The 12,091-nt window shown below is 65.7% G+C and carries 9 protein-coding genes and 1 pseudogene; 6 read left to right on the top strand and 4 right to left on the bottom strand.

The window, feature by feature from the left end; translation table 11 throughout:
* Positions 1 to 40 precede the first annotated feature (40 nt).
* From D1F64_RS16465 to D1F64_RS16455, 3 genes are all read left to right on the top strand, one after another.
* Positions 41 to 592, top strand: coding sequence for a cytochrome b (locus D1F64_RS16465; protein WP_117413310.1), 552 nt, complete (start codon positions 41 to 43; stop codon positions 590 to 592).
* Positions 593 to 709: 117 nt separating this feature from the next.
* Positions 710 to 3,160, top strand: coding sequence for a UvrD-helicase domain-containing protein (locus D1F64_RS16460; RefSeq protein WP_117413309.1), 2,451 nt, complete (start codon positions 710 to 712; stop codon positions 3,158 to 3,160).
* Between the two features lie 659 nt (positions 3,161 to 3,819).
* Positions 3,820 to 4,107 carry a GIY-YIG nuclease family protein gene (locus tag D1F64_RS16455; RefSeq protein ID WP_117413308.1) on the top strand — a complete coding sequence of 96 codons (288 nt, stop codon included), beginning with the start codon at positions 3,820 to 3,822 and terminating at the stop codon, positions 4,105 to 4,107.
* Between the two features lie 172 nt (positions 4,108 to 4,279).
* On the opposite strand, the gene D1F64_RS16450 is transcribed toward D1F64_RS16455, so the two are convergent.
* Both D1F64_RS16450 and D1F64_RS23520 read right to left on the bottom strand, forming a co-directional pair.
* Positions 4,280 to 5,209 carry an IS110 family transposase gene (locus tag D1F64_RS16450; protein ID WP_117411581.1) on the bottom strand — a complete coding sequence of 310 codons (930 nt, stop codon included), beginning with the start codon at positions 5,207 to 5,209 and terminating at the stop codon, positions 4,280 to 4,282.
* A 331-nt stretch (positions 5,210 to 5,540) separates the two neighbouring features.
* Positions 5,541 to 6,023, bottom strand: coding sequence for a tetratricopeptide repeat protein (locus D1F64_RS23520; protein ID WP_162901612.1), 483 nt, complete (start codon positions 6,021 to 6,023; stop codon positions 5,541 to 5,543).
* A gap of 274 nt (positions 6,024 to 6,297) precedes the next feature.
* On the opposite strand from D1F64_RS23520, the gene D1F64_RS16440 reads away from it, so the two are divergent.
* Positions 6,298 to 7,185, top strand: coding sequence for a 50S ribosomal protein L11 methyltransferase (locus tag D1F64_RS16440; RefSeq protein WP_117413306.1), 888 nt, complete (start codon positions 6,298 to 6,300; stop codon positions 7,183 to 7,185).
* A gap of 54 nt (positions 7,186 to 7,239) precedes the next feature.
* On the opposite strand, the gene D1F64_RS16435 is transcribed toward D1F64_RS16440, so the two are convergent.
* Complete coding sequence (locus D1F64_RS16435) at positions 7,240 to 7,458, bottom strand: hypothetical protein (protein WP_117413305.1); 219 nt, start codon at positions 7,456 to 7,458, stop codon at positions 7,240 to 7,242.
* A 383-nt stretch (positions 7,459 to 7,841) separates the two neighbouring features.
* Between D1F64_RS16435 and D1F64_RS16430 the strand changes: the two genes are divergently transcribed.
* Together D1F64_RS16430 and D1F64_RS16425 are read left to right on the top strand one after the other, a co-directional pair.
* Complete coding sequence (locus tag D1F64_RS16430) at positions 7,842 to 9,656, top strand: aminopeptidase P family protein (RefSeq protein ID WP_117413304.1); 1,815 nt, start codon at positions 7,842 to 7,844, stop codon at positions 9,654 to 9,656.
* A gap of 70 nt (positions 9,657 to 9,726) precedes the next feature.
* Positions 9,727 to 10,764, top strand: coding sequence for a phytanoyl-CoA dioxygenase family protein (locus tag D1F64_RS16425; RefSeq protein ID WP_117413303.1), 1,038 nt, complete (start codon positions 9,727 to 9,729; stop codon positions 10,762 to 10,764).
* Positions 10,765 to 10,778: 14 nt separating this feature from the next.
* Here the strand turns inward: D1F64_RS16425 and phaZ are convergent.
* Positions 10,779 to 11,992 (bottom strand): annotated as a pseudogene (gene phaZ / locus D1F64_RS16420) (polyhydroxyalkanoate depolymerase).
* Positions 11,993 to 12,091: the final 99 nt, after the last annotated feature.

Below are 12,091 nucleotides of genomic sequence, written 5' to 3'. Positions count from 1 at the left end.
CCTGTTCTTTTCTCGCACCACAAGACATTGGTGGAGATGGATGATGGCGCTGACGGATACGCGGGCTGGCTACGGCTGGATTTCAATCGCCCTGCATTGGCTGGTCGCCGTTCTGGTGATCGCGCTTTTCCTCATCGGTGAGCAGTTCGAGGATCTCGGGCGGGAGGCGGGTGCATCGCTGCGCGCGCTGCACGTCTCGATCGGCATGATCGCCGTGGTCACTGTGCTGGCCCGCATTGCCTGGCGCTTCACGCAAGGCAATCCCAAGAAGGCCGAGGATCCGCGGCTGATCCTGCTTCTTTCCATCCTTGTGCAATGGGGCCTGATCCTGGCGACGCTCGCCCTGGTCATCACCGGTCCCCTGTCCATCTGGACCACCGGCCAGCCGATCGACGTCTTCGGGATGGTCCAGCTCGCATCGCCGCTCGAGCGCAACCGCGAGCTGCACGAGGCGATGGAGGAGATCCACGAAGTGGCGTCCTCGGTGCTGCTGCCGCTGGTGGCTCTGCATGTGCTCGGCGCGCTGAAGCACGCGGTGCTGGACCGGGACGGCATCTTCATGCGCATGCTGCGCCCCGCGCGCGAGGGCTGAGCGGCGGTCTTGTGTGCCTGCGAGGCGGGGGGCTAAAAAACGCGTCCACACGCCTCGCATGCGCCCCATTTGTTGCTATATTGTTCCGCAAAGCATCACGGATTCGCAAGGCGGCGCATGACAGACCCGAACGGGTATTCCGACGACGATTTGGATGATTGGGGCGTCGGAGCGCCACAGCCTGTGTCCGGATCCGTGCAAGCACACGGCTCAACGCCCGGGCAGGACGCTCCGGCCGGCGGCGGCATTGCGGCGCGGGCGCTCGCCGCGCGGTCCCAGCGCGCGCCGGATTATCTCAATGGCCTCAACCCCGAGCAGGGCCGGGCGGTGGAAACCATCGACGGGCCGGTTCTGGTGCTGGCGGGCGCCGGCACCGGCAAGACTCGCGTTCTGACCACCCGCATCGCGCATATTCTGGCGACCGAGCGCGCCTATCCGGGCCAGATTCTGTCCGTCACCTTCACCAACAAGGCGGCGCGCGAGATGAAGGAGCGCATCGCGGCGCTGGTCGGCCCCACGGCCGAGGGCATGACCTGGCTCGGTACCTTCCATTCCATCGGCGTGAAGATCCTGCGCCGGCATGCGGAGCTGGTCGGCCTGCGGCCCGATTTCACCATTCTCGACACCGACGACCAGTTGCGGCTGATCAAGCAGTTGATCAAGGCGGAGGGGCTGGACGACAAGCGCTGGCCGGCGCGGCAGTTCGCGCAAGTCATGGACGGCTGGAAGAACCGCGGCCTCGCGCCATCCGAGGTGCCCGAGGGCGAACGGCGCTCCTTCGGCAACGGCACGGCCGGAAAACTCTACGAGGACTATCAGGAGCGGCTGCGGATCCTCAACGCCGCCGATTTCGGCGATCTGCTGCTGCATTGCATCCGGCTGTTTCGCGAACACCCGGACGTGCTCAAGGGCTTCCAGGACCGCTTCCGCTACATGCTGGTGGACGAGTATCAGGACACCAACGTCGCCCAGTATCTTTGGCTGCGGCTGCTGGCGCAGGGCAACCGCAACATCTGCTGCGTGGGCGACGACGACCAGTCGATTTACGGCTGGCGCGGCGCCGAGGTCGACAACATCCTGCGCTTCGAGCACGATTTTCCCGGCGCGGTGGTCATCCGGCTGGAGCGCAACTACCGTTCCACGCCGCATATCCTCGCCGCCGCCTCGCACCTGATCGCCAAGAACGAGGGGCGTTTGGGCAAGACACTGTTCACCGACAGCAAGGATCCCGACGCCGAGCGCGTATCCGTGGCCTCCGTCTGGGATTCGGAAGAAGAAGCGCGCGCGATCGGCGAGGACATCGAGCAGTTGCAGCGCGATGGCCACGCGCTCAACGACATGGCGATTCTGGTGCGCGCGTCCTTCCAGATGCGCGAGTTCGAGGACCGCTTCATCACCCTGGGTCTGAACTACCGCGTCATCGGCGGCCCGCGCTTCTATGAGCGCATGGAGATCCGCGACGCTCTCGCCTATTTCCGCGCCATGCTGCAGCCGTCGGACGATCTGGCATTCGAGCGCATCGTCAACACGCCCAAGCGGGGCCTTGGCGAAGCGACGCTGGGGCTGGTGCACGGGCTGGCGCGCGCCAAGGGCATTCCCCTGATGCAGGCGGCGGCGGAGCTGGTCCAGACCGAGGAGCTGCGCGCCAAGGCGCGCGGCGTTCTGCAGGGCGTGCTGAGCGATTTCGCCCGCTGGCGCGGCCAGCTCGAGACGCTCAAGCACACGGATCTCGCGGAAATCATTCTCGACGAGAGCGGCTACACCGAGATGTGGCGCAACGACCGCTCGGCGGATGCGCCGGGGCGGCTGGACAACCTCAAGGAACTCATCCGCTCCATGGACGACTTCGAGTCCATGCAGGGGTTCCTGGAGCACATTGCGCTGGTGATGGACCGCGATTCCAGCGACGCCCACGACGCCGTCTCCATCATGACGCTGCATTCGGCCAAGGGGCTGGAGTTCGACACGGTGTTTCTTCCCGGTTGGGAGGAGGGGCTGTTTCCGCATCAGCGCGCGCTCGATGAATCCGGCCGCTCAGGGCTCGAGGAGGAGCGCCGGCTGGCCTACGTGGGCATCACACGGGCCAAGAAGCGCGCGAAAATCTGGTTCGCCACTAACCGCCGTATTCACGGGCTGTGGCAGTCGAGCCTGCCGTCGCGGTTCCTCGACGAACTGCCGGAGGACCATGTGGAGATCATGGAATCGTCGACCTCCTACGGCGGCATGGGCGGCGGCTATGGCGCCAGCCGGTTCGACAATCGCGATCCCTTCCAGAGCGGCAGCTATGAGACCCCTGGCTGGCAGCGCGCCCAGCGCAACCGCGCCAAGTCCGGCGGCTTTGCCGACAGCGGCGCGAAATACGGCGGCTACGGCGGCAAGACGATCGAGGGCGAGCTGATCGCCAAGAGCGTCACGGACGCCAAGTCGGACTATTCGACGGGCGAGCGCGTGTTCCACCTGAAATTCGGCTACGGCACGATTTCCGGCATCGACGGCAACAAGCTGACGATCGAATTCGAAAAAGCCGGCCAGAAACGCGTGCTCGACAGCTTTGTCGAGAAGCCGTGAAGGGCAGGGGCCGAGCGCCGGGGATAAGCGTTGGGACCGAGCGCCCCACGCTCGATTTGCGGCTTTCAGGAAATTGCGGCGCCAAACCTCGATGTCATCCCGGCCCCCGAGCCGGGACCCACTATGCCGCGCTCCAGCCGTTGACGTGGCTGTGCGAGCGGAAAGCGCACCGCTGATCATGAGCGCCTTGGCAAGTGGATGTCAGAGTGGATCCCGGCTCGGCGGCCGGGATGACACCATGATGGGTGGCGCGTTTCGGACGTAGCGGCGCCCCACCGCCCCGGATCTGCAAGGCGGCACTGCGCGCCGCATTGCGTCCGGGGTGACGATGGAGAGCGCGGTGATGGACAATTGCCTCCCCGTCATCACCCGGCGAAGTCCGGGTAATCTACTCCGGGTTCCACGTGGCATGAGCGATCTGTGGCGCGAAGTGGCTGACCGTCTTTCGAGTCGTCATTCATGTCATTCGTTGCGGGCGCGATTGGATTGCCCGGACGAACCCGCTCCTTATTGGCTCCTTGCGATTGATGTCCGACTTGCTTTCTCACAGACTATCCCAAGGTCATCCCGGACGCGCTGCGGCATGAAATGACGCTGCGCAGATCCGGGACGGGGCGCGGGAGGCTCGCTCTGCACGTCTCGTGGTCAGAGGGCTGCCGATGGTCGCTTGGGTTTATATCATGGCGTCAAAGCCGGACGGGGTCCTGTACGTTGGCGTGACGAACGATCTTGCCCGTCGGGTTTTCGAACATCGTAACGACATCCTCCCAGGCTTCACGGCAAGCCGTGGATGTAAGCGGTTGGTGTTCTATCGGGATTATCCGACCTTCCAGGACGCGATTCTCGACGAGAAACGTATCAAGCGATGGCGACGTGCATGGAAGATCAGGTTGATTGAAGAGATGAACCCGACGTGGTCCGATCTTTATGAGCGCTTGCACGGGTAGCGGCACCTCACCGCCCCGGATCTGCAAGGCGGCACTGCGCGCCGCGTTGCGTCCGGGGTGACGAAGGAGAGGACCGAGCGCCTCACGCTCGATTGGCCGGCTTTCGGGAAATCACCGCGCCAAACCTCGATGTCATCCCGGGCTTGACCCGGCAACTGTGTTGTTGAGTGTGTCATGCGTGGAACGGGACACCGTCTCTTAGGATGGCGTTTGCGGTGACGAGGATTTTTCTGGCCAGCGCGATCATGGTGACCTTGAAGGGTTTTCCGCGATCGACCAGGGCCCGGGCATAGGCCTTGAAACGCGAGTTGGAGCGCGCCGCGGTGACGGCGGCCATGTAGAGGGCGTCGCGCACCCGCTTGCGCCCACCCTTGATCGCGCGGTGGCCCCGGAAACGGCCGCTGTCGACATTGAAGGGCGCAAGACCCGCAAGCGCCGCGATCGCCTTGGGCGATGTGGTGCCGAGCTCACGCATCAGCGCGATCAGCGTCGTGGCGGCGACCGGGCCGATACCGGGAATGGAGCGCAGCAGCCTTTCCATCCCCGCGAACGTCGCATTGGCCCGGATGAGGGCGGCGCGCTCGGCCTCCACAGCGGCGATCTCCTCATTCAGCCAGGCAAGGTGGCGCTCCAGGCTCGACCGCTCGCACTCATGGGCCTCGGCAAGACGAAGCTTTTCCTGCTGGCGAATGGCGACCAACTGGTCGCGGCGCTTGTGTACGCCGGAGAGCCGGTCACGCGCCTCGTCGGCCGCCGGCGTGGCCTGCGGATCGAGGCACTGCCCCATGGCGGCGAGCATGCGGGCGTCGATGGCATCCGTCTTGGCGATGAGGCCGAGTGAGCGGGCAAAGTCGCGGGCACGGGAGGGATTGACCCGGGCAAAGCGCAGCGCGTGTCCGGCCAACGCCCGGGCAAGCGTGCGGTCAAAGCGGCCCGTCGCCTCGAAGACGACGAAGAGCTGACGCTCACCAAGGCCTGCGAGCCATGCCTCGATGGCCTCGGCCGTGTTGTCAACGCGCCGATGGGTGTCGTAAAGCCCATCAAAAATATCGAGATGATGCTTGGAAACATCGATTCCAATGAAGCCAGGGTGTATCCTCATGGCGCCTGTCCCTGTGCTGCGAGGTCCGGTTGCGGCGGCCTCGATCAACTGTTCAGGTTTGGATCTGTCTGCGCGGGCGGGGATCCGTGCCGGTTCTCGGTCTGCAAAACCTGGGACCCAACGATCTCCCGTCCGCACCCATTCTGACACATCGACAATACACAGGGGCCCACTATGCCGCTCGGCGAATGAGGACGTTTGTGCGTAAGCTCGTGCCTCACCACCAAACCCGCAAGCGCCTCAACAAGCAGAGACCAGAGTAGGCCCCGGCTCGGAGGCCGGGGTGACATCGCATTGCGTGGCGCGCTTCGGACGTGGCCACGCCTCCCCCTCAGATCTTCTCGCCCTTCGGCTCCAGGAGCATGCGCCGTTCCTTCAGCCACGGGTGGATGTCGATGGCTTGGCGCAGGGCCTTTTGGGCGAGTTCCACGCGGCCCTGCATCATCAGGATGTTCGCCTTGCCGGCCAGCGCGCCGAAATGCCTGGGCTCCAGCTCCAGGCAGCGGTCGATGTCCTCCAGCGACTTGTCGGGCTTGTTCTGCAGGAACAGGATGAAGGCGCGCTGGTTCCAGCCCTCTGCGTAGTCCGGCGCGTTGCGGATCACCTCGTCGAGAATGCCGCGCGCGGTCTCAAAATCGTAGCTGCTGCGCGCCCGCATGGCCTCGGTGAGGCGCGCCTCGATCTCGGGTGTGGGCGCGCTGCGCACCCAGAACTGCCAGATGGCGTTCTCGGCCTGGCGGCCGGAGCGTTCGTCGGGCGCGCTTTTCAGCGTCTCGAACAATTTGTCGCGCTCGCGGGCCATGGCTTGGCTCATGGGGCGGAGTCCGCGGCCATGGCGGGCGAGGGCGCGCCCGCGGTTCCCAGCGCAAGCACCACGGCGAGCGGGATGAGAAGGCAGGGAGATCGGGACATGGCGCGGCTCCTGATGATGAACGCCCTCCAACCTAATTGCGCCGCGGACAGCGTTCAAATCGCGCTTGCGTGAAGGGTGGCGGCGGCCGTGGCGAGCGCCTATAAGGCGCGAAACGCAACCGGCCGGACCAAATCTCCCGGGTGCGGCCTCTCGGGTTTTCATGAAGGAATGACGCATGCCGACGATCCGCGCACGAATGACGGCGGACGAACACGAAGCCCGGCGGATCTCGGATCTGCTGGAGGTGGCGTTCGAGACCGAGGGCTATCCCGTCAGCGTCTATGAGAAGGTGATGGACGGTCCATGGACCGCCGAAATCCTGTTTTTCGACGGCTCGCCGGAGGACGCGGCGCCGCGCATTGTCGAGCGGCTGGGCAAGGACGCGTTCGCGGCCCAAATCGAGGCGGACGTGCTGCCGGAAACCGACTGGGTGGTGAAAAGCCTCGAGGGGCTGAAGCCGGTCACCGCGGGCCGCTTCATGGTCTATGGCGGGCACGACGCGGACAAGCTGCCGGCCAATGCCATCGGCATCCGGATCGAGGCGGCGCAGGCCTTCGGCACCGGCCATCACGGCACCACGGCGGGCTGTCTTGAGGAGTTGGGCCGCGTTCTGACGCGCCGCAGCTATTCCCGCGTGCTGGATCTGGGTACGGGAAGCGGCGTGCTGGCCATCGGCATCGCCAAGCTGGCGCATGTGCGGGTGCTGGCCACCGACATCGATCCGCTGGCGACGAAAATCGCTGCGGAAAACGCCCGGCTCAACGGGGTGCAGGGGTATCTGGAGGTTCTGACGGCCACCGGCGTGACCCATCGGCGCTTTGCGGAGTGCGCGCCGTTCGATCTCGTGGTGGCCAATATTCTCGCGCGCCCCTTGATGGGGCTGGCGGCGCCGATCGCGGCGCTGATGGACCGCAACGCGACCCTGGTGCTGTCGGGCCTGCGGGTCTCTGACGGACCGCGGGTGATCGCGGCCTATCGGTCTCAGGGGTTTCGGCTCGTCCGCCGCGGCGTGCGTGAAGACTGGCTTACGCTGACGCTGGCGAACGGACGGGCCGAACCATAGGCGTATTCAGTATGTGCCGGCCCCGGAGATGATCCGGGGTCGGGACCGGTCCGATCAGAACGGGCCGGTCATCGCGCCCTGACGCTCGAGCTCGCGGCGGTCGTAGCCGTAGCCGGCCAGCGTGGCGTCGTCGAGCGACAGCAGGTAGCCGTTGACGTAGCGGCGGGCCTGCTCTTCACGGGCCGTCATCAGACGGTCGAGCGCGCGGCGCAGAACGCCCTTGTGGTTGCTGGTGCCGGCGAAGCCGGTGGAAGTCATGGATGCCATTGCCATGGTGCAATCTCCTTGAAGGTTGGGGCAGAGCCCCGTCTGGAGCCATGCTCGGGAGCGCCTGGCGGCCGGGGGAGGCCATGCCGCGGGAGCGTTCCCTGTTGTCTTGAGAGACTATATGTGCACCGCGGGCCGATTGAGTATCCGGTTCAAGTGCATAGCAGCCTTGCTCTTTTTGCATGTGCGAAGTTATACGCGTGCGATGCAGCATCTCCCTCCGGCGCCAACCGCTGGAACTCCGCGGTTTGCGAACGCCGTGGCTGATTGCCCTCATTTTGTGCGTGGGCATTTTCCGGGCAGGCGAGGCGGGCATTTTCTTGCGTCACACGCGCGGATTCACGGAAAAGCGGTTCGCAGTTGCGCGAGATCTGCGCTAGCTTCGCGTCATGTTTCAAACATTCGATGATATCGCCGATCCCACACGCGGCACCGAGCGCCTTGCCCTTCTGCGCAAGGAATTGTCCCAACGCGGTCTCGACGGCTTTCTCGTGCCGCGCGCCGACGCCCATCAGGGCGAATATGTGGCGGCCTGCGACGAGCGGCTCGCCTGGCTCACCGGTTTTGGCGGCTCCGCCGGAACGGCGGCGGTGCTGGGCGACAGGGCCGCGATCTTTGTTGACGGCCGCTACACCCTGCAGGTGCGCGACCAGGTCGATTGCGAGGCCTTCGAGCCGCAGCATCTGATCGACAATCCGCCGTCGAAATGGCTCGCCGGCATCCTGCAGCCGGGCCAGAAGCTCGGCTATGATCCGATGCTGCACACGATTTCGGGCGTCAAGCGGCTCAGGGAAGTCTGCGAAGCGGCCGGCGCGGAGCTGGTCGCCGAGACCGACAACCCGGTCGATGCGATCTGGCGGGACCGGCCGCAGCCGCCGATCGGCCCCGTGACGCTGCACCCGATCGAGTTCTCCGGCGAGGCGGCCAGCGACAAGATCGCCCGGCTGCAGGAGATCCTGCGCGCGCAGAAGGCGGATTCCGCCGTGCTCACGCAACCCGAATCGATCGCCTGGGCGTTCAATATCCGCGGCTGCGATGTGCCGCACACGCCGTTGCCGTTGTCCTTCGCCATCCTGCATGCCGAAAGCGCGCCGGAACTGTTCATCGACGGGCGCAAGCTCAGCAACGCCGTGCGCGCAGAACTCGACGAGATCGTCCGGGTGGAGGCGCCGGAGGCGTTCTTCGTGCGGCTTGGCGCGATGGACGGGCAGGCGGTGCTGGCCGATCCGGCAATGACGGCCGAGGCCATCGGCCGGATCGTGGAAACCGCCGGCGGGCGCATCGTCAAGGGCTCGGATCCCGTCGCCCTGCCGCGGGCCAGGAAGAATGCCGTCGAGATCGCCGGTGCGCGCGCCGCGCACCTGCGCGATGGCGCGGCCTTCGCCCGGTTCCTCGCCTGGTTCGACGCCCACGCGCCGGCGGGTGATCTCGACGAGATCATCGCCGCGAGGGCGCTTGAGGGCTTTCGCCAGGAAACCGGCAAGCTGCGCGAGATTTCCTTTGATACGATTTCCGGCGCGGGCCCGAACGGCGCCATCGTGCACTATCGCGTCAGCCATGAGACCAACCGGGCGATTGAGCCGGACTCGCTGTATCTGGTGGATTCCGGCGCGCAATATGAGGACGGCACCACCGACATCACTCGCACGCTGGTCGTTGGCGAGCCGACGGCGGACATGCGCCGGCACTACACCCTGGTGCTCAAGGGCCACATCGGCATCGCCACGGCGCGGTTCCCGGTGGGAGCCTCGGGCGCGCAGCTCGACACGCTGGCGCGCATCGCGCTGTGGAAGGCGGGGCTGGATTTCGATCACGGCACCGGCCACGGCGTCGGCTCCTATCTATCGGTGCACGAGGGACCGCAGCGGATCTCGAAGCTCGGCACCGTGCCGCTCGAGCCGGGCATGATCCTGTCCAACGAGCCCGGCTACTACCGCACCGGCGCCTATGGCATCCGCATCGAGAACCTGGAATGCGTGACGGGGCCGTCCGAGATCGCCGGCGGCGAGCGGCCGATGCTGGGCTTCGAGACGCTGACGCTGGCTCCGTTCGAGCGGCGGCTGATCGATGTGGCGCTGCTGGACGAGGCGGAACGCGCCTGGGTCGATGCCTATCATGCGCGGGTGCGCGCCGAGGTCGGTGCTGAGCTCGACATGGAGACGCGCGGCTGGCTGAACGCCGCGACCGATCCGTTGACGCCATAAGCGGCTTCGCAGATCTTACGATGTGCGTTACCGTTTTCCGTCGTCCAGGGTCTGCGAAGAGGGTGCTGCATTGAAAGCCGTCGATATCGTCAAGGCGCCGATCTGGCTCGCGGAACTGGCCACGGGCGCCAAGTCCTTCGTCGGCAACCCGATCATCGGCAGCCCACGGCTTAACCGCCTCGGCCTGCACGAGAAGCGGGTGATGCTGGCGCAGCGGATGGCGGATGTCCGTCGCCGCCAGATGCGTCATCTGGTCGATGCCGAGGACGCGGAGGCCTTCGCGCGCGACGGCTATGTCGTGCGCCGCAACGCGCTGCCCGACGACGCCTTCGCTCGCCTGCGCGATGAGGTCGAGGGCAATGAATTTTCCGCCCAGGAGATGGTGCAGGGCCAGACGGTGACCCGCTTCTGCCCCATCACACGCGCCATGACGCGGGCGTTTCCCGAGTTGGGCGCCTTGGTGAACGGGCGGCTGTTTCAGGGGCTGTTGCGCTATGTCGCCTCGCGCAACGCGGACCCGATCACCTTCATTCACACCGTCTTTGCCGATCCGCACCGTGGCGGCCGCGATCCGCAGACCGTGTTTCATTCGGACACGTTCCATCCCACGGCGAAAGCCTGGTATTTCCTCACCGACGTGGAGGACGACGGCGGCCCTTTTACCTTCGTTCCCGGCTCGCACCGGATGACGCCGCAGCGTCTCGCCTGGGAGCGCGAAAAGGCGATCACCGCGCGCGCGGGCGGCCCGTCGATGCATGGGCTTGGGTCGTTCCGGGTCACGGACGAGGAGCTGTCGCAGATGGGGTATGCGGAGCCGGTGCGCGTCGCCGTTCCGGCCAACACGCTGGTGGTCGCCGACACGCACGGCTTTCACGCCCGCGCCGTCAGCCACAAGCCGACCGTGCGGCTGGGGATCTACGGCTCGCTGCGCAAGAACCCCTTCGTGCCGTGGGCGGGGCTCGATCCCTTCGACCTGCCGGGCCTGTCCGGCCGCCAGGCGGAGATCCACGACGCGATCAACAATTGGGCCGCGAAACGCGGCAAGACCGGCCAGCCGCCGGTCGGCATGGTGAAACCGCTCGATCCGCCGGTGCGCTGGAAGGGGTAGGGCTGCGTTAGGCCCTATTCCATCGCCAGGATCATGTTGCGCACCACGGGATAGATCTCGCGCTGCCAGCGCTTGCCGTTGAACACGCCGTAGTGGCCGACGTTGGCCTGCAGGTGGTGGCGCTTGAGGTGCGGGCGCAGCGAATTGCACAGCTCGTGCGCGGCGGACGTCTGGCCCAGCGCGCAGATGTCGTCGCGGCCGCCTTCCACCGTCAGCAGCGCCGTGCGGGTGATGGCGCCGGGATCCACCGCGCGGCCGCGGTACGTGAAGTCGCCGGTGGCCAGCTCCGCCTTGTGGAACACCCGGTCGATGGTCTCGATATAGAATTCCTCGGTCATGTCGAGAACCGCGAAATACTCGTCGTAGAACGTCTTGATCTTTTCCGCTTCCTCCACGCGGCCCGCGGCCAGATGCTCGTAGAGGCTTTTGTGCGCCTTCTTGTGGCGGTCCATGTTCATGGCCATGAAGGCGGTGAGCTGGAGGAACCCGGGATAGACCCGGCGTCCGCCGCCGGCGTAGCGCCCCGGCACGGCGGTGATCACCGAGCGCTTGAACCAGCCCAGCGACTTGGCGACGGCGAACTCGTTGACTTCCGTCGGGCTTTCGCGCGGATCGATCGGACCCGCCATCAGCGTCATGGTGCGCGGCGTGCAGGGATGCTTGTCTTCCGACATCACGGCCACGGCGGCGAGCGTCTGCACGCAGGGCTGGCACACGGCGAGCACATGCGCCCCGGTCCGATCTCCTCCAGAAACGTGATGATGTATTCGATGTAGTCCTCGACACCGAATTTTCCCGCCTCGACCGGCACGTCGCGGGCGTTGGCCCAGTCGGTGATATAGACCTCGTGGTCGCGCAGCAGCGTCTCGACCGTGCCGCGCAGAAGCGTCGGGAAATGGCCCGACAGCGGCGCCACAACCAGCACCTTCGGCTGCGGCGTCTCCACGTCCTTGGTGAACTTCAGCAACTGGCCGAACGGCAGATCCAGCGCCACTTCCGTGCTCACCGGCACCATGCGGTTGCCCACCGGGACCGCCGGAATCGCGAAATCCGGGCGCACATGGGTAATCTCGAAGCGGCTGATCATCTCGAGACTGGCGGAGAACTGGCGGCGTGCCGACTGGCCAAAGGTCCCGAACACGCTGTCCATCATCGCGTTCGTGGTCTGCGCGAACAGGCGCATGGGCGCGACGAGATCATCGTGGAACTGGTAAGTCTGATACAGCACGTGTCTGTCCTTTCGTCTCGCCCGAGCGCGTCGATCAGGCTGACTGAAAAAAGCTAGTGCAATTCATGTTGCATTGCGAGAGGATTGTACGGAACTGTT

Source organism: Breoghania sp. L-A4 (assembly GCF_003432385.1).
GTDB lineage: Bacteria > Pseudomonadota > Alphaproteobacteria > Rhizobiales > Stappiaceae > Breoghania.
The sequence above is the reverse complement of the archived record's forward strand: the minus strand, read 5'-3'. Positions and strand labels throughout refer to the sequence as shown.

What these genes read in the sequence shown, in the direction of transcription:
- D1F64_RS16430 (WP_117413304.1), top strand. Translation starts at nt 7,842, where the DNA reads ATGTTTCAAACATTCGATGATATCGCCGATCCCACACGCGGCACCGAG.
- D1F64_RS23520 (WP_162901612.1), bottom strand. Translation starts at nt 6,023, where the DNA reads ATGAGCCAAGCCATGGCCCGCGAGCGCGACAAATTGTTCGAGACGCTG.
- D1F64_RS16435 (WP_117413305.1), bottom strand. Translation starts at nt 7,458, where the DNA reads ATGGCAATGGCATCCATGACTTCCACCGGCTTCGCCGGCACCAGCAAC.
- D1F64_RS16465 (WP_117413310.1), top strand. Translation starts at nt 41, where the DNA reads ATGATGGCGCTGACGGATACGCGGGCTGGCTACGGCTGGATTTCAATC.
- D1F64_RS16450 (WP_117411581.1), bottom strand. Translation starts at nt 5,209, where the DNA reads ATGAGGATACACCCTGGCTTCATTGGAATCGATGTTTCCAAGCATCAT.
- D1F64_RS16455 (WP_117413308.1), top strand. Translation starts at nt 3,820, where the DNA reads ATGGTCGCTTGGGTTTATATCATGGCGTCAAAGCCGGACGGGGTCCTG.
- D1F64_RS16460 (WP_117413309.1), top strand. Translation starts at nt 710, where the DNA reads ATGACAGACCCGAACGGGTATTCCGACGACGATTTGGATGATTGGGGC.
- D1F64_RS16440 (WP_117413306.1), top strand. Translation starts at nt 6,298, where the DNA reads ATGCCGACGATCCGCGCACGAATGACGGCGGACGAACACGAAGCCCGG.